This is a genomic window from Adlercreutzia sp. ZJ473 (assembly GCF_013185065.1).
Lineage (GTDB): Bacteria > Actinomycetota > Coriobacteriia > Coriobacteriales > Eggerthellaceae > CAAEEV01.
Genome location: NZ_JAAVTO010000009.1, coordinates 1 through 15,762 on the forward strand (window position 1 = coordinate 1; position 15,762 = coordinate 15,762).

The 15,762-nt window shown below is 67.1% G+C and carries 13 protein-coding genes; 7 read left to right on the plus strand and 6 right to left on the minus strand.

Going from position 1 to position 15,762, the window contains the following annotated elements; all coding sequences use genetic code 11:
- Window positions 1-79: 79 nt before the first annotated feature.
- Complete coding sequence (locus tag HRL41_RS02920; RefSeq protein WP_172135506.1) at window positions 80-1,177, plus strand: YafY family protein; 1,098 nt, start codon at window positions 80-82, stop codon at window positions 1,175-1,177.
- Here HRL41_RS02920 and HRL41_RS02925 read toward each other — a convergent pair.
- A complete protein-coding gene (locus HRL41_RS02925; protein WP_371808788.1) occupies window positions 1,174-3,261 on the minus strand; it encodes a RecQ family ATP-dependent DNA helicase in 2,088 nt (695 codons plus the stop codon). The two genes, HRL41_RS02920 and HRL41_RS02925, sit on opposite strands and share 4 nt — an antisense overlap.
- Before the next feature lie 385 nt (window positions 3,262-3,646).
- Here HRL41_RS02925 and HRL41_RS02930 point away from each other — a divergent pair, with 385 nt between their 5' ends.
- Window positions 3,647-3,940, plus strand: coding sequence for a hypothetical protein (locus HRL41_RS02930; protein ID WP_172135466.1), 294 nt, complete (start codon window positions 3,647-3,649; stop codon window positions 3,938-3,940).
- Between the two features lie 494 nt (window positions 3,941-4,434).
- Here HRL41_RS02930 and HRL41_RS02935 read toward each other — a convergent pair whose 3' ends face one another.
- Window positions 4,435-5,619, minus strand: a complete 1,185-nt coding sequence (locus HRL41_RS02935; protein WP_172135467.1) for a hypothetical protein — start codon at window positions 5,617-5,619, stop codon at window positions 4,435-4,437.
- Window positions 5,620-6,117: 498 nt separating this feature from the next.
- Between HRL41_RS02935 and amaP the strand changes: the two genes are divergently transcribed.
- The 4 genes from amaP (at window position 6,118) to HRL41_RS02955 (ending at window position 8,600) form a co-directional block, all read left to right on the plus strand.
- A complete protein-coding gene (gene amaP / locus HRL41_RS02940; RefSeq protein WP_172135469.1) occupies window positions 6,118-6,711 on the plus strand; it encodes an alkaline shock response membrane anchor protein AmaP in 594 nt (197 codons plus the stop codon).
- Window positions 6,712-6,721: 10 nt separating this feature from the next.
- The gene (locus HRL41_RS11930) at window positions 6,722-7,375 is read left to right on the plus strand and encodes a DUF2273 domain-containing protein (protein ID WP_216662480.1); all 654 of its coding nucleotides are present in this window, start codon (window positions 6,722-6,724) and stop codon (window positions 7,373-7,375) included.
- The gene (locus HRL41_RS02950) at window positions 7,372-8,082 is read left to right on the plus strand and encodes an Asp23/Gls24 family envelope stress response protein (RefSeq protein ID WP_216662481.1); all 711 of its coding nucleotides are present in this window, start codon (window positions 7,372-7,374) and stop codon (window positions 8,080-8,082) included. The genes HRL41_RS11930 and HRL41_RS02950 overlap by 4 nt, the downstream gene beginning before the upstream one ends.
- Window positions 8,083-8,219: 137 nt before the next feature.
- Window positions 8,220-8,600, plus strand: a complete 381-nt coding sequence (locus tag HRL41_RS02955; protein WP_172135470.1) for a hypothetical protein — start codon at window positions 8,220-8,222, stop codon at window positions 8,598-8,600.
- Window positions 8,601-8,992: 392 nt separating this feature from the next.
- Here the strand turns inward: HRL41_RS02955 and HRL41_RS02960 are convergent, their stop codons facing one another.
- From HRL41_RS02960 to HRL41_RS02975, 4 genes are all read right to left on the minus strand, one after another.
- Window positions 8,993-10,183, minus strand: a complete 1,191-nt coding sequence (locus tag HRL41_RS02960; protein WP_172135471.1) for a CynX/NimT family MFS transporter — start codon at window positions 10,181-10,183, stop codon at window positions 8,993-8,995.
- A 305-nt stretch (window positions 10,184-10,488) separates the two neighbouring features.
- A complete protein-coding gene (locus HRL41_RS02965) occupies window positions 10,489-10,953 on the minus strand; it encodes a VOC family protein (RefSeq protein ID WP_172135472.1) in 465 nt (154 codons plus the stop codon).
- A gap of 78 nt (window positions 10,954-11,031) precedes the next feature.
- Window positions 11,032-11,775, minus strand: a complete 744-nt coding sequence (locus tag HRL41_RS02970; protein ID WP_172135473.1) for a 4Fe-4S dicluster domain-containing protein — start codon at window positions 11,773-11,775, stop codon at window positions 11,032-11,034.
- Window positions 11,772-14,279 carry a molybdopterin-dependent oxidoreductase gene (locus HRL41_RS02975; protein WP_253904668.1) on the minus strand — a complete coding sequence of 836 codons (2,508 nt, stop codon included), beginning with the start codon at window positions 14,277-14,279 and terminating at the stop codon, window positions 11,772-11,774. Before HRL41_RS02975 ends, HRL41_RS02970 begins: the two co-directional genes overlap by 4 nt.
- 262 nt (window positions 14,280-14,541) lie before the next feature.
- Here HRL41_RS02975 and HRL41_RS02980 point away from each other — a divergent pair, with 262 nt between their 5' ends.
- Window positions 14,542-15,762: a hypothetical protein gene (locus HRL41_RS02980; RefSeq protein WP_165170354.1), complete on the plus strand. Its 1,221-nt coding sequence runs from the start codon at window positions 14,542-14,544 to the stop codon at window positions 15,760-15,762.

Below are 15,762 nucleotides of genomic sequence, written 5' to 3' on the forward strand. Positions count from 1 at the left end.
GCCCGCGGCGCACGCCGCCGCGCCCGCGCCGCCGCGCCCCGCCGAGCCGCAGAAGCTCAAGCTGCTCCACCTCGCGCGCATGTTCTTCCGGGAAACCGACGAGGACCACGGGCTCACCATGCCGCAGATCCTCGAGTACCTGCAGGAGCGCGGCATCACCGCCGAGCGCAAGGCGATCTACCGCGACGTCGACGCGCTGCGCTCCTTCGGCTTCGACATCGTGACCCTGCCGCGCCGGCCCGTCGAGTACGCGCTGGCCACGCGCCGCTTCTCGAAGGCCGAGCTACTGCTCGTGGCCGACGCCGTGCAGTCGTCCCGCTTCCTCACGAAGACGCAGGCGGCCTCGCTCATGCGCTCCATCAAGGCGCTCGCCTCGAAGTACGACGCCAAGGCGCTCTCCTCACAGGTGCACGTCGAAGGGCGCGTCAGGACGCAGAACGCGAGCGTCTTCCGCAACGTCGACGTGATCCAGGAGGCGCTGCGCGCCCGCCGCAAGATCTCCTTCCACTACGTCAAGTACGACGTGCACGCGAAGGAGCAGCTGCAGCACGGCGGCGACGCGTACGTCGAGACGCCCGTCGCGCTCATCTACAGCAACGACTTCTACTACCTGGTGGTTTACAACGAGAAGCACGCCGATTTCGCGCACTACCGCGTCGACCGCATGCGCTCGCTCATCTGCCTCGACGAGCGCGCCACGAGCAACGAGGCCACGCGCGCCTTCAACGCGGGCGAGTACCTGAGCTGCGCGTTCGGCATGTACCACGGCAAGCGCCAGCCGATGACGCTGCTCGTGCACGAGCGGGCCGTAAGCGGCGTCATCGACCGCTTCGGCAAGGGCGTCATCATCACGCCCGCCCGCGACGCAGGCGAAGGCGCGGACGGCGGCGCATGGGCGCGCGTGAGCGCACCGGTCATGCAGAGCCCGGCGCTGTTCGGGTGGCTCGCGCAGTTCGGGGGCCTCGTGCGCGTGGAGGGGCCGCGCGAGCTGGCCGAAGCCTATGCGGCGCACCTTGAGGAGGCTCTCGCGGCGTACCGCGACCCCGCGCAGGCTGAGCCGGCCCCGGAGGCAAGCCCCAGCTGCGAATCCACGCAACCCGAGCCGACTGCAAACGCCGATCCCGGCTGCGACTCCGAGCAGCCTGAGCCGGCCCCGGACGCCGATCCCGGCTGCTAGCCCTCCTTCTCGAACGCCCTGATCTCGGCGAGGAAGTCCTCGCCGTAGCGCTTGAGCTTGGCAAGGCCCACGCCCGACACCTCGAGGAACTCCTCGTCGGTCGCGGGGCGCTTGGCGCACATGTCGCGCAGGGCGGCATCGGAGAACACCACGTAGGGCGGCTTGCCCATGGCGTCAGCCAGGCTCTTGCGCAGCGCGCGCAGGCGCTCGAAGAGCTCGTCGTCGCCGAAGGACCCCGCGCCGAAGACGCGCCCGACGCCCGTGCCGACGTGCGCGCCCGGGCCGGCGACCGCCGACCTCTCGCGCGCGCGGCGCCTGCGGTCGGCGGGCCGCAGCGCCTTCTTCATGGTGAGCGAGAAGTCGTCGCGCGCGGCCTCGCGCCCGCGCGGCCCCAGCCCCACCGTGGGGTAGGTGCCCTCCGTGATGACGAGGTACTCGCCCGCGGCCAGAAGCTCGATGACCTCCTTGACGAGCGCCGCCGAGGCGTCGAGCGCGCCGTACGTGCGCGCGCCGTCGAGGCCCAGGCTGCGGATGCGCTCGGTGTCCGCGCCGCGCAGCACGTCGACCACCATGCCCTTGCCGAAGCGCCCGCGCAGCTCGTGCACGCAGCGCATGACGGCGCGCGCCTCGAGCGTGACGTCGACGGCCTCGAAGTCGCCGTCGCAGTTCGAGCAGTTGCCGCAGAAATGTTGTGCGGCAGCCGGCGACCCGGCGTCCTGCCCGCCCGCCGCCAGCTCACCCGCCGGTTCCCCACCAGCAACCGCCACGCCCGCCGCCAGCTTACCCGCCGGTTCGCCACCCGTTGCCGCCGCATCCGCGCGCGCCTCCCCTTCGCCACCCGCGGCCGACGCCGCCACGCCTGCGCGTGCCTCCCCTTCGGCACCCGCCTCGGCGGGCTCCTTCTCCCCGAAGTAGCGCAGGATGTACTCGCGCAGGCAGGAGGTGGTGTAGCAGTAGCCCACCATGGCCTCGAGCATGCGGCGCCGCGTGGCGCGCACGGCCTCGGCCTCCTCGGGCGTGAGCTCGTCGTTTCCCGACTCCTGGTCGATGAAGAAGCGGCACGTGGACACGTCGCCGTCGCTCCAGAGCAGAAGGCAGCGCGCGGGCTCGCCGTCGCGCCCGGCGCGGCCGGCCTCCTGGTAGTACGCCTCGATGGAGCCGGGCATGTTGTGGTGGATGACGTAGCGCACGTTCGACTTGTCGATGCCCATGCCGAACGCGTTGGTGGCCACCATCACGGCCGCGTCGTCGGTGATGAACGCGCGCTGGCTGGCCTCGCGCTCGGCGGCGGGGAGACCCGCGTGGTAGCGCACGGCCGCCACGCCCGCCTCCACGAGCGCGTCGCACACGCGCTCGGTGTCCTTGCGCGTGGAGCAGTACACGATGCCCGCGTCGGCCGGGTTCGCCAGCGCGTGCGCCGCGATGCGCGCGAGCTTGCGCTTGGGCTCGAGCCGCTCCACACCGAAGAAGAGGTTCGGGCGGTCGAACCCCGTGACCAAGACGAGCGGGTCGCGCAGGCCGAGCAGGCGCACGATGTCGGCGCGCACGCGGCCGGTCGCGGTGGCAGTGAGCGCCGCCACGGCGGGGCGGACGGGCAGGCTCTCGATGAACGCGCCGATGGCCAGGTACGACGGGCGGAAGTCCTGCCCCCACTGGGACACGCAGTGCGCCTCGTCAACCGCCAGAAGCGGGATGGCGGCGCTCGCGGCGAACGCGCGGAAGCGCGGGTCGGACAGCCGCTCGGGCGCCACGTACATGACGTCGTAGGCGCCCTCGAGCGCGCGGCGCATGACGGTGGACTGCTGCGCGGGCGTGAGCGTGGAGTTGAGGTACGCGCCGCGCACCCCCGCGTCGAGCAGCGAGCGCACCTGGTCGCCCATGAGCGACACGAGCGGGCTGATGACGAGCGTGACGCCCTCCATCACCACCCCCGGCACCTGGTAGCACACCGACTTGCCCGCGCCCGTGGGCATCACGCCGAGCACGTCGCGCCCCGCGAGCACCGCCTCCACAAGCGTGCGCTGCCCCGCCCGGAACTCCGCGTAGCCGAAATGGTCCCGCAGCGCCCGCTCAGCCGCCCGCATGTCAGGTGCGCCAACGCACGTGACGGCCATGGTTCCGCGCGCGCCGGCCGTACCTCCGCAAGCGCCGGCCGCTTTCTCGCACGCACCAGCTGCACCTTCGCTCAGGCTTGCTGCGTCTTTGCACACGCTGACCATGGTTCCGCGCAGGCTTGCCGCGCCTCCTTGAAGCTCATCCATACATCCTCGCGCCCACTCGCCCTCTTCCTTTTCCGCATCAGTATAGCAGCCTGAAATTGCACGATAAAGCGAATACATCACGAATCGTCTTTCCATCTCATATGTTACTAATTTAGTAGTATTTGTGATGAGAGCAAAAGTTAGCCGTTGGTGAGTTTTCACGATCACCCAGCTGGTAGACTGGCCGAAAAAGAGAGAAAGGCTCATCATGGCGAAGAAAAGCGACGGGAAGCTCGGCAAGAAGAGCATCGGCAAGGCTGCTGAGAAAGACGCGAAGTCACAGAAGGGAGCGAAGGAGAAGGGCGGGAAGGTTGACGGCAAGGGCACGAAGAAGGGTGCTGACGAAAGCGCAAAGGAGGGCAGCAAGGGCGGCAAAAGCGCGAGGGAGGGCAACAAGAAGCAGAAGGCGGCGCCTGTCATCTGCCCCTGCTGCTCGAAGCACTGCCCGCTTGCGAAGCCCCGCTGCTCGAAGGGCCGCCGCCTCGCGGCGAAGCTCGCGTGAGGATTGCCGATAACGCTGGTTCTGCAGCCGCTTTATTGCCTCTGTTACTGCTATCACCGATGACGCCGGTTCTGCAGCCGATTCCGCATCCGCTTCATCACCGCTATCACCGCCATCACCGACAACACCGTTTTTGCAGCCAGTCCGTCACCGACAACGCGAGTTTTGCAGCCACCCTATTACCGACAACGCGAGTTTTCCAGCCACTCTTTAGGAATCCTGGATGGAAAAGGGCCGTTGTCGGTAGTTTGAGGGGCTCAAGTGGATGGAAAAGCTGCGTTATCGGCGATTTCGCTTGTGCAAACCACCGACAACGCTGGTTTTGCAGCCACATCCCTCATTCACCTCAAAGGGAAGGGGCGCGGCCTCCCCTTCCTCGCGCCTAGGAAACGAGAGCGATCCAAAACGAGGGCAGGCGCTTGACCTACGGCTAACCTGCCGCGCCCTCAGCTTCCCGCAAGGCTCAATGTATGGCGACATCTGGGCTGCTTGGCCTACGGCTGACCTGATGCACCCTCAGCGGGAGCCTTGTGAGGCTTCGCCTGCGCACCTGTTGAAGCTGACGACGAGGTCGCCGAGTGCGCCGAGCTCGACGCGCTGCTCGAAGCCGAGGAGCTCGCACCTGACGAGGGCTTCTGGCCCTCGTCGCCGGCAGAGCTCGCTGTCGACGAGCCTGCCGATGAGCTTGCCGAGCTCGAGGCGCTGCTTGACGCCGAGGACTCCTGCGCCGAAGAGCCCGAGCTCGCACTTGACGAGGACGCCTTCGCGCCTTCGCCATCCTGCGCCGCTTCCTTCGAACTGCTGACATCAGAGGATGCCGCAGGCTGTGCTTGCGAAGGCGACCGCAAGGGTTGCGGCTTGGCGCCGAGGCCCTCGCCGCCCGTCGCGAGCATCACCGCGCCCGCGCTCACCAGCACCGCCGCAAACGAGGAGGCCACAGCGACGGCGAGGATGCGGCGGCGCTTGCGGTTCTCGCGCTCGATGCGCGCCTTGACCACCGTAGCCGCGGGCGTCACCTGCGCCTCGTCGCTCGTGACGTTCAGCGGGCCGAGCACGTCGGTCTTGCTGGGCGAGGAGCCCTGCGAGGTGATCGCCGCCGAGGCCGCTTCCGCGTTCTTCGCACGTTCGCCTTCCGCGCCCTCCGCGTGCTCGCCTTCCGCGCCTGTGACTTCTGCACGCTCCGTCGTGCCTGCTCCAGCGCCCGCGAGCTCGCCTTCCGCGCCTGCTCCGGCGCCGGCGCCTGCACCCGGCACGCTTGCGCCCCCGCCCGCACCGGCGGCTTCCGCATGCATTGTCGCGCCTGATCCAGCGGCTTCCGCATGCGCCGTCGCGCCTGCTCCGACGCCCGTTGCATCCGCATCCTCGCTCGCGCGCGACAACGCGCTCGCGTCCACGATCACCGCAGCTGACGTCATGCCCGGCACCACGCCGACCGCCGCGGGGATCTCCTTGATCTTCTCCGCCGAGGCCGCGAGGAACTTCTTGTAGACCTGCGACGACACGGCCGACACCACCGAGCCCACCGCCACGCCGATGACCGAGCCCGCGATGCCGATCTGCGACGAGAGCAGCATGGAGGTCACTGCCGCAAGCGCACCGGCTCCCACCTGCGCAAACGACAGGTCGTCGAAAAGCGTCCTCAGCGCCTGCGCCTTCTTGCCCCTGTCCGCGCCCGCCATGCGCTCACCCCTTCCGCTCGCTTCGCACCGTCAATTCCAACCGCCCAGCTGCCCGCGACCGCAACCTCAGTCGCTCAGCCGCCAGGCACCCGCGGCACCGGCGACCCGCATGCCGGCTACCACCTGCGACCTTGTCCACGCGCGCACCAGCGCCCGCAGCCTCAGCCGCTCGCCGGCTGGCTGACGTGGCCTCATACCCTCCATTGTCCATGCCAGGCGCGCCGCGCGCGCAACCGACACCAAAACGTCACCACCCCCACACCCTCACTCCACGTTTGCCGCGGCCGACTACGGGACGGCCCCGCGTTCTCAACAGGGCGGTACAGAGGGTTCTCGCACCGCGCGACGCGCCCTAGAGTGGGGCGTGTCATTCAGGACACGCGTCGGGCCGCGGGCCGGGCGCGGACAGCCGGGCGGCCTTCGCACCTGCGCCTGCGCCCGCGCCTGCGCTGCGCCCGCGCCCGCCGCTCGACGCGTACGAAGAGAAAGGTGGCACCCATGCGAAAGATCACCCGCGCGGCCATGATCGTGTTCGCGCTGGCCACATGCGTAGGCACGGGATTGCTCGCGACGCTGTGGTTCTCCTGGGACCCGCTGCTCCCCTTCGCCATCTGGCTCGCCCGCATGGGCTGGTTCGACGTGACGCTGCTGGTGCTCCTGGCCATCACGGCCCTCGGCGTGGTCGCGATGCTCGTCGCGGCCGTCGCCACGCCGGGCCGAGGCTCGCAGCTGAGCCTCGAGCAGGAGGGCGGGCGCGTGGCGATCACGAAGGAGGCCATCAGCTCCACCGCCACGCGCACCATCGAGGGCCATCGCGGCATGACCTGCAAGAGCACGCGCGTGGACATCCGCGGGCGCCGCAACCCGCGCATCCGCATCCGCGCGAAGGTCGACCCCTCCTCCAACGTGGGCCTGACCTCGCTCGGAACCGCGATGCAGCGCGAGGTGGCTGAGAGCGTGGGCGCGTTGGCTGGCTACCCCGTCGAGAACGTCGACATCACCTTCACCAGCACGTCCGACGCCTCGACGGCTGCGCGCGCCGACCACGCCGCGCCCCGCCCCGCGCGCATGACGACCCTGACCACCGCCTAGGAGGTGAACCATGTCCAACACCAACGTAAGAGTGAAGATGCGCTCCTCCGCCGAGCGCGAGCGGGAAACCGGTGCCGAACGCACGCGGGGAACCGGCGCGAGGCCCTACGTGACGAAGGCGGGCGAGGTGTGGCGCGCCACGCCGACCTCGTGCGACCTCGGGCCCGGCAACTCCTCAGCCCAGGACTTCGACGCGGGCGACCCCTGCGACGGCCCCGGCGAAGCCGACGAGCCTGCGGGCCGCGCCGGCCGCGGCAGCCCCGCGTCGCAGGCAGCGTACTCCCCCGCAGCCGACGAGCGCGCGGCCCGCGCACGGCACGGCTCTGCGCCGCATGGGGGGGCCGCGCCACCTGGGGGCTCTGCGCCTCACGAGGGCTCCCCGCCATCCGGCAGCTCCGCGCGCGGCGTGCTCGAGGACGTGCGCGCTGCCGCAAGGCCGTTTTTGAGCAGGCACGAGCACGCCGTGGCCTACGGCCTTCTCGGCCTTGCGGCGGCGTTTTTGATCATCGGGATCGGGCTTCTGCCCACATTGCTCGTCGCGCTGTTCGCCGCCGTCGGCTTCGCCATCGGACGCTACCGCGACGGCGACGCGGGCATGCGCAACGCGGCGCGCGGCATCGCCGCCTCCTTCGGAAAGAAACCACAGGAAAGGAGCTCCCTATGACCGACACCTTCACCACCCGCGACAAGCACGACAAGCACGCCGCTGCTAGCGGCGGCGGCCCCGGCGGCAGCGGCGGCGGCCACACCGCTAGCAGCCTCGCCGGCAGCCCCACCGCTAGCAGCCCCGCCACCAGCGGCAGCCACACCGCTAGCAGCCACACCGCCGGCAGCCCCGCCGCCGGCAAGGCCGACGACGGCACCACGCTGCACGTCACCTCGCCCGCAACCGCCGCCGACAAGATCTCCGACGCCGTGACCTCGCTCACCTCCGACGAGGACGGCCCCACGGCGCGCGAGCCGAAGTACACCCTCACCATCGACGAGGGCGTGGTCGAGAAGATCTCGTCGCTGGCCGCCCAGAAAGTCGACGGCATCGTCGACATGAAGGGCAGCGTGTTCTCCATGATCCAAGAGGGACTCGGCGGCAGCGCCGACAAGAAGGGCGTCGACGCCGACGTCGACGACGGAACGGCCACCGTCGAGCTCTCGATCATCCTGGAGTACGGCAGGTCGGCCATCGAGGTGTTCGACGCCATCAAGGAGACGGTCGTGAGCCAGGTGCACGACATGACCGGCCTCGAGGTGGTCGAGCTCACCGTGAACGTGGTGGACGTGGCCGACAAGGCCGCGTGGGACGCCGAGCACGCGCCCGCCGACGACGAGAAGAAGCCCGACCGCCGCTCCCACGTGACGCTCGCGCAGGACTAGCCCGAGCGAAGCCGGGGACAGCCCCGCCGAGCTCAAGCGAAGTGGGATGATCCAACCGAACCGGGAGCACCCCGGCCGAGCCCAGCCGAACCCAACCCAGTCAAACCCGACCCGAACCCAGCCGAAAGGAAGCACGCATGACCTCGCTCATCGACAACATCAAGGACACCGCCCACGCCGCCAAGGTGGCGGCGCAGGACGCCGCGCATGACGCAAGGAACGCCGTGGAAGACATGGCGCACGACGCGAAGAACGCGGCCAAGGACGCGAAGGCCGAAGCCGAGCTGAAGCACGCCGAGCACGAGCAGCACAAGGAGATCGCCCGCGAGGCGCGCGAGGAGGAACGCGAGGCGAAGCATGCCGAACGCGAGGCGGAGCGCGACCTGAAGCACGCGCAGCGCGAGGCGAAGCGCGAGATCAAGCAGGAGGCGCGCGACGCACGTGACGAGATCGACCAACTCGACGAGATCGAGAAAGTCACGGCCTGCAGCATGAGGGACGACTCGCTCGTCCTGTAGGCCAAACGCGCGGGACAACGGGACAACGGGACAACGGGGCAACGGGAACGGAGCCTTTTCCCACACGACGAGAGGCGCGTCGGCCGCATCACGAAACGCAGAGCAGCACGCCGACCACAGCGCGCAACGCAGAGCAGCACGTCAACCGCATCATGCAACGCAGAGAGGCGCATCGGCCGCATCACACGGCGCCAAGGGACGCATCAGCCGCACCACACGGCGCATCTGCCGCGTTCCACGGCGCTACAACCGCGTCACGCATCACACGGCGCCAAGGGCAAAAGGTTCCGTCCCCGTTGTCCCGCGCACACCCGAAAGCGGCCGGAGGATACCAACCTCCGGCCGCTTTTCGCGTCACCTCGAGCCGCACAGCGGAAGCGCTGAGCTGCAGCCTACTTGAACTTGCAGAGCGCGACGCACGCCGTGCCCGCAAAGCCGATGACGCACATGACGACGCCGAGCGTCATCCACTGGTCCAGGTTGGCGCCGAGGATGATCGGCGCCAGGAAGGTGCCGAGGAACTGACCGAGGCTCTGGATGAGCATCAGGAACCCCATGCCGATCGACATGAGCTCCGGCTTGCCCAGAACCTGGCCGAACGACGTCAACGCCATGACCGGAACGCCGAGCCCCAGCAGGCCCATGATGACGGCGCCGACCCACAGCGCAGGGCCCGAGCCCGTGAGCAGCAGAAACGCGCTCGGACCCATGGCGAGCATGCCGATGATGTAAAGCGGCTTGCAGCGCCCCATCTTGTCGGACAAGGTGCCGAACAGCGGGGACGAGATGACGGCCAGAAGCATCGGAAGCGTGCTCAGGAAGCCCGAGAGCGAGGCGTCCATGCCCTGGCTCTGCATCCAAGTCGGCGAGAAGCCGAGCATGGCGAGGAGCACGAGGTTGAAGAGCAGAAACGCCAGGAAGAACAGAAGCGTGTTCGGCTTGAGGAGCTCAGCGTAGCTCGCCTTCTCCTGAGCCACCTGCTCCTGCGGGGCCTCGGGCCCGTCGCTCCCGTCGGCAAACCTCACGACGACGGCGACGAGCACGGCGAAGACGGCGGCGAAGACGGCGTAGACCATCCACACGCCCACGAAGCCGAAGAGCGCCGAGACGGTTGGCGTCACGATGCCTCCGACCACGGAACCCAGGCACACCCACAGGGCCCAGATGCCCGTCGCGGAGCCGATCTTGTCAGGAGCAACGTACTTCTGCACCGCAAGCGGGCCGCAGATGGTCACGAGGATGAACGCGACGCCCTCGATCGCCCGCGAGACGATGAGCATCGTGCCGTCGGCCGCGAAGACGCCGACGAGCGAGCCGACCAGCAGGATGCCGCCGGCGGCGAGCAGCAGCGCCTTGGGCCCGTACTTCTTGGCCAGCGCGCCCGTGGGGATTGCCAGGATGATGCCGACGAACGTGAAGATGGACATCAGCCACGACGCGCTCCCGGCATCCATTGAGAACTGCTCCATGAGGCCCGTCATGATGACAGGCACCTTGTACTGCGACGAAGCCACCGCCGTGCCAAAGAGCAGCAGGACGACGGCAATGAGCGCCCAGTTGCGATACTTCTTTGCAACGCCCATGAATACCCCTCCTTATTCAGTTTAGAAACTGCTTGACTTGCTCGACCGCACCGATGCGATTGCTCGGTACGTAATGGTTTGGTACACGACTGCTTGGTACACAATTGCTTGAAGCGCACTTGCCTAGAGCACGCTCTCTTGAAGCGCGCTCACGAAACATAATCCCGAACTCATCGCGGCAATAGCATCACGGCAACAGCATCACGGCAGCGGCATCGCCACAACCGCGCCAGGGCAGCGGCATCGCGGCAGCAGCGCCGCCACAGCCGCGTCAGCGCCGCCACAACGTCGCCGCCACAGCTGCGTCAGGGCAGCGGCGCTATGTTGTCCTGGAGCACCTCGAAGCGCTCGCCCCCCGGCCCGCGGAAGAACATGATGCGCAACTGCGTGCCCGCATCGCCGTGCTTCACGAACAGGTCGGAATCCTCCTCGGCCAGCGGCCGGTCGAACTCCAAGGGCGGGTCAAGCGGCCCGGCCTCCACGACGACGCCCTTGTCCTCGAGGTGCGCGACGAACGCGTCCAAGTCGTCCACGCGCAGGGCGATGTGGTTGCTGTCCTGGGCTGCCGCATCGCAGCTCGCCTTGTCCTCCGTCTCGAGCAGCTCGAACGCCATGCCGAGGCCCTTGACCCAAGCCATCTTGAGCGGCTTGTCGCCCTCCATGGCATCCGCCCGAAACAGCAGCCGGCAGCCGAGGACGTCCTCGTAGAACGCAAGCGACTCCTCTATGTCGCGACAGTAGATCCCCGCATGCTGAAACTCAAGCTTCACGCCTGACACCTCCTCCTCCCCATGCGGGGATACGGCCCGCATGCGGCCCTATCCCCGCCGTACCCGCTACGCGCGCATCTAGCCCTGGTCGCTCGCGGTCCTGGCCATGACCTCGGCCACCGTGGCGTTCTTCATGCGCAGTTCAGTCTGGGCGATGACCTGGCCGTCGAAGTCGGTCAGGTTCTGGTAGTCCGAGTACACGTCGCCTGCGGCGTTGCGCGGCTTCGTGAGCTTAACGGCCTTCTCGGCGTCGTAGGGGATGAGCTGCTCCTTGGGAGGCTTCGCCTTCGCGATCCAGTTGGGAGACGTCGCCTCGGGAGACGGCATGGTCTCGATCTGGCGGCAGTCGCCGTACTTCTCGACGAGCTCGTCAACGGGCCCGAAGTCGAGCGCGCGCATCGGGCAGCTCGCCACGCACTCGGGCAGCTTGCCCTTCTCGAGGCGGTCGATGCACATGGTGCATTTGCTCATCTTGGTGCCGGGCTCGTCGCTCGCGAACTTCGGCGCGCCATACGGGCACGCGTCGAAGCAGTTGCGGTCGCCCTCGCACAAGTCGCGGTCAACCAGCACCGCCCCGTACTTCTCCTCCTTGAAGATGGCGGAGTGCTCGCATGCGGAGACGCACACCGGGTTGTCGCAGTGCCCGCAGTTGAACGCGAGCATGCCGATGGAGACGTTGGGGAACGCGCCGGTCTCCCACATGTAGACGCTCATCCACTTCTCAGGCCCCGGCCCGATGTCGTTCCAGTCCTTGCAGGCAACCGAGCACGCCTTGCAGCCGTAGCAACGGCCCTGGTCGAAGAAGAATCCGTACTGAGTCATCGCTCATCACCCACTTTCCTGACCTCGACGAGGCCGGCCGTCAGCAGCGCTCCCACGATGTGGGGAAGGTGCGCGTCCCCTATGAGGAGGTTGCAGTTGCCCGCCGTGTCAATGCCGTAGCACATCGTCTTCGACTTCCTGGTGTCGTCGAACTTCGACCACTCGCCATGGCCGATGGAAACCGTGCCGGGAAGCAGCTTCGACGAGACGTAGGCGGTGATCTCCACCTCGCCGAACTGGTTGTAGACCAGCACGCGGTCGCCCGACTTGATGCCGCGGTCGGCTGCGTCCGCGGGAGACATCCTGATCATGTGCTCGTAGCAGTCGCCCTTGAGCCACGGGTTCTGGTCGTTGGCGGAGTGCTGGCGGTACGAGGAGACCGGGGTCACCATCGAGAGCGGGAAGAACTCCGTCCACGGATGGTAGTAGCTGTCGTTCGCCGTGACGTCCTGGTAGGTCGGCTGCCAGCGCGGGAACGAGTCGTAATGCCCGCCGTAGCGCGTCTTCGTGAGGTCGGTCTCCTTGACGTACGAGCTGTCGAACTCGATCTTGCCCGAGGGCGTCTTGAACGGGGACCGGCCGAACTCGACGGTGTTCTTGAAGGGGTAGAACCACTCGCCAGGCTCGCCGGGAACGCGCACGATGGGCATCTTCTGGAACTCTTCCCAGGTCGGCGGCTCGTAGTCATAGTACGCGAGATAGCCGTACTCGTCCTTCGCCCACTCCTCGTAGGCGGGCTTGTAGATGCGCTCGATGACCTGCTCGTCCCAATCGCGCCAATCCGTGACGTCGAGCATCTTCGGGTTGAACTTGTCGGCGAAGCCGAGCCTGCGCGCGAGCTCCATCCAGACCCAGTCCTTCGAGCGGACCTCACCGGGGGGGTTCACGCCCTTGCCGGCGAACAGGAAGTAGTTGTTCATGCCGGAGGGAGCGCCCCAGAACCGGTTGATCCCGAAGAAGTGCAGGTCAGTGGACTCGAACTGGATAACCGGCGACGGCAGCACGATGTCGAGGAACTCGATGGACGGCTGGTCGTGGAAGTACTGCCAGCCCCAGGAGAACTCCAGGTCGGCGAAGCCGGCCATGCGCTTGCTCACGTGATGCTGGTTGTTGATGTAGTTGTTGGGCACGATGGCCATCTTGATGTGGGGCAGCGGGTTGCCCGGCGGGCAGCCGATGCGCCTGCGGAACTCCTCCTCGGTGATCTCGCCCGCAGCGTAGAGCTTCTGGCAGTACATGACCTCGGTGACCTTGTTGTTGTTGTTGGTGATCGGGTTCACGACGTCGCCGAGGATCTGGCCCGTCTGGGGGACCGGCGCGAAGATGCGCGGCTGCGTGACGAGCAGGGCCCCGCCGCCCTCGCACCCGCCGGCGATGGAGAGGTTCCCCGTCATGGCCTGGAGCAGCATGGCCACGGCAGCGGCGTAGTCGCCCAGGTTGCGCTTGGAGACGCTGTACATCTGGTGCAGGTGCACCGGCTTCATGCTGGCGTAGTAGCGAGCGAACTCCGCGATGGTCTCAGCGGGAATGCCCGTGATGGGCTCGGCCCACGCGGGGTCGTGGACGACGCCGTCGACTTCGCCGACGACGTACTTGCGCCACTCCTCGAAGCCCTCCGGCTCAACCCACTTCTCCACGTACTCGTGATCGTAGAGGTCCTCGGTGTAGAGGACGTGGGCCACCGCGAGCCCGAAGGCCGTGTCAGTGCCCGGGCGGATGGGGATCCACTGGGCGTTCAGGCACTCGGCGCTCACGTTGTAGACGGGGTCGATGAGGATGAACTTGCAGCCGCGCTCCTGGGCGAGCTTCATGTAGTAGGGCACGTGGCCGAACCAGCTCACCATGGGGTCGAAGCCCCAGAGGACGACGAGCTTGGAGTTGAGCAGGTCGGGGGCCTCGAAGCCGGGATAGGCGTCGCTCGTGCCCTTGATGAGGCAGTCCGTGAGGCGCACGCCGAGGTGGAAGTCCTCAGCCGCCGCGCCGCCCGAGGTCGAGTGGTCGCCCCAGCCGGTGATCGTGCCCTTCAGGTACGAGGCGAACGGGAAGTCGGAGCTCTCGAACGCCACGTAGTAGCAGTAGTAGAGCCACGGGTGGTCGGGGTTCTCCTCGGCCATCTTCCTCATCTTGTCGGCGATGGTGTCAAGCGCCTCGTCCCACGAGATGCGCTCGAAGCGGCCCTTCCCCGGGCCCTTCTTTCCCACGCGCTTCATGGGGTAGAGCAGGCGGTTCTCAGAGTACAGCTCCTGGCGCCACGCATGGCCCATCGGGCAGGCGCGCGCCTGGATCATGCCGGTCTGGATGGCGTTCTCGTCGTCGTCCTCCCTGGCGACGCCCGGGTTGACCGAGTCGTCCGGCTCGATGGAGACGACCTTCCCGTCCTTGATGCCGCACTTGATCAAGCACGTCGCGTCCCAGCACCCGTTGTTGTGGCACGTCGTGTAGAAGTACTCAACTCCCTCATGTCGCGAGCCGAGCTCTTCAACAATTGACTCTCTGGACATCATGCCCCCTCTCTCGCTATGCAGTTGTCAGATGCGCGCTTTTGTCGACATATCACGCCCAAGCCTATTATTGGGAGGCCGGCAGCGGGCAGCAAGCTTGTTTCTGTTTCCGGGCGACCCCGAAACCTGGGGCTTTCGCGAAATCGCCGTTCCCCGCCAATATTGAAATCTCCTCGCTTTTATCGGCCCGAAGCCTTATAACATAGATGGTTTGTGCATGTGATTGTCTCATGGCGGAGACGGTCACCGGGGGAGGTGCAGCAGCATGACATACCTTGACGCGTATCACTACTCCGCGTCGACGCAGGCGGCTTTCTACAAGGCGGAGTCGGAGATCATTCGGCTTGACAGCAGGCTTGCGCGCAACGAACTCGCCCGGTACATAAAGGAAGCCCTGCTCGCGATCGACGCCGTCTTCGCGATGCGCATCTCGAAGGACGCTGACATCCCGATCGTCCCCCTTCTCGCCGCGTTCCAGCTGTCAAAGCGCAAGGGCGACCGCAACAACCTGAGGAAGTGCTACTGGAACGCATGCATCGGCTTCCAGCCGTCTGACGACGAGCTCGAGCTCGCGGTGGAGGCGCTGCACTACATGCAGACCATCGAGTGGATCTCGGACAACATCCGCGCCGACACCACCGTGACCATCGAGACGGTCCTGCGCCTGCACGAGTACCTCATGAGCGGCTTCGAGAACGACGGGTACTTCCGAGGATTCAGGAGCGCGCCTCTGCCGAACAAGGGCGGAGCGGACCCCTCGGCCATCCCCTCCGAGATCAACGACTTGTGCAGCTTCATGAACAAGGAGGTGTTCTCCCCCCTCGGGCAGGCGTCGGCCATCAACCACATCTTCGAGCGCATCGCCCCGTTCGACGCCATGACGAACCTCTGCGGCCTCGTCCTCGCCTTCTCCGCGCTGTTCAAGCGCGGCCTGTTCCCCAACGGGCTCATAGCGCCGATCTGCTGGGGCGCGTCGGCCAACCGGGAGGACCGCACGAAGATGCGCATCTCCTCCCGCGGCGAGACCACGAGCGAGACGTACGAATCCTACCGGGAGGACTGGGCCATGTTCAACGCGCGCAACACCTACTACTCGGTGCACATAACCGACTCGTTCCTCGACGCGGCGGAGCTCCTGCACTCCGCTTGGAGGTCGAGCGGCCTGCGCATCCCGTCGAACTCGGCCATCGAGAAGCTCATCAACGTGATGCTGGGAGCCCCGCAGCTCTCCATAAAGCATGCCGCCAGCATAATCGGGAAGAGCTACGGGGCGACGAGCGAGGCCATTCACCAGCTGACCGCCGCGGGAATCACCCGCGAGGTCGCGCTCGACAACCGGGAGCGCGTCTTCGTCTGCGACCAGGCGTCGGATCTGATCAACAGCTTCGTCGAGCACCTCACCGACATCTGCCAGCATTCCGAGCTCAACCCCGTGAAGATGACGCCCTTGGAGTGGAAGCTCACGGAGGACAAGCTGAAGTTTTAG

What these genes read in the sequence shown, in the direction of transcription:
- HRL41_RS02960 (WP_172135471.1), bottom strand. Translation starts at nt 10,183, where the DNA reads ATGGGCGTTGCAAAGAAGTATCGCAACTGGGCGCTCATTGCCGTCGTC.
- HRL41_RS02935 (WP_172135467.1), bottom strand. Translation starts at nt 5,619, where the DNA reads ATGGCGGGCGCGGACAGGGGCAAGAAGGCGCAGGCGCTGAGGACGCTT.
- HRL41_RS11930 (WP_216662480.1), top strand. Translation starts at nt 6,722, where the DNA reads ATGTCCAACACCAACGTAAGAGTGAAGATGCGCTCCTCCGCCGAGCGC.
- HRL41_RS02925 (WP_371808788.1), bottom strand. Translation starts at nt 3,261, where the DNA reads ATGCGGGCGGCTGAGCGGGCGCTGCGGGACCATTTCGGCTACGCGGAG.
- HRL41_RS02975 (WP_253904668.1), bottom strand. Translation starts at nt 14,279, where the DNA reads ATGATGTCCAGAGAGTCAATTGTTGAAGAGCTCGGCTCGCGACATGAG.
- HRL41_RS02920 (WP_172135506.1), top strand. Translation starts at nt 80, where the DNA reads ATGTTCTTCCGGGAAACCGACGAGGACCACGGGCTCACCATGCCGCAG.
- HRL41_RS02950 (WP_216662481.1), top strand. Translation starts at nt 7,372, where the DNA reads ATGACCGACACCTTCACCACCCGCGACAAGCACGACAAGCACGCCGCT.
- HRL41_RS02930 (WP_172135466.1), top strand. Translation starts at nt 3,647, where the DNA reads ATGGCGAAGAAAAGCGACGGGAAGCTCGGCAAGAAGAGCATCGGCAAG.
- amaP (WP_172135469.1), top strand. Translation starts at nt 6,118, where the DNA reads ATGCGAAAGATCACCCGCGCGGCCATGATCGTGTTCGCGCTGGCCACA.
- HRL41_RS02955 (WP_172135470.1), top strand. Translation starts at nt 8,220, where the DNA reads ATGACCTCGCTCATCGACAACATCAAGGACACCGCCCACGCCGCCAAG.
- HRL41_RS02980 (WP_165170354.1), top strand. Translation starts at nt 14,542, where the DNA reads ATGACATACCTTGACGCGTATCACTACTCCGCGTCGACGCAGGCGGCT.
- HRL41_RS02970 (WP_172135473.1), bottom strand. Translation starts at nt 11,775, where the DNA reads ATGACTCAGTACGGATTCTTCTTCGACCAGGGCCGTTGCTACGGCTGC.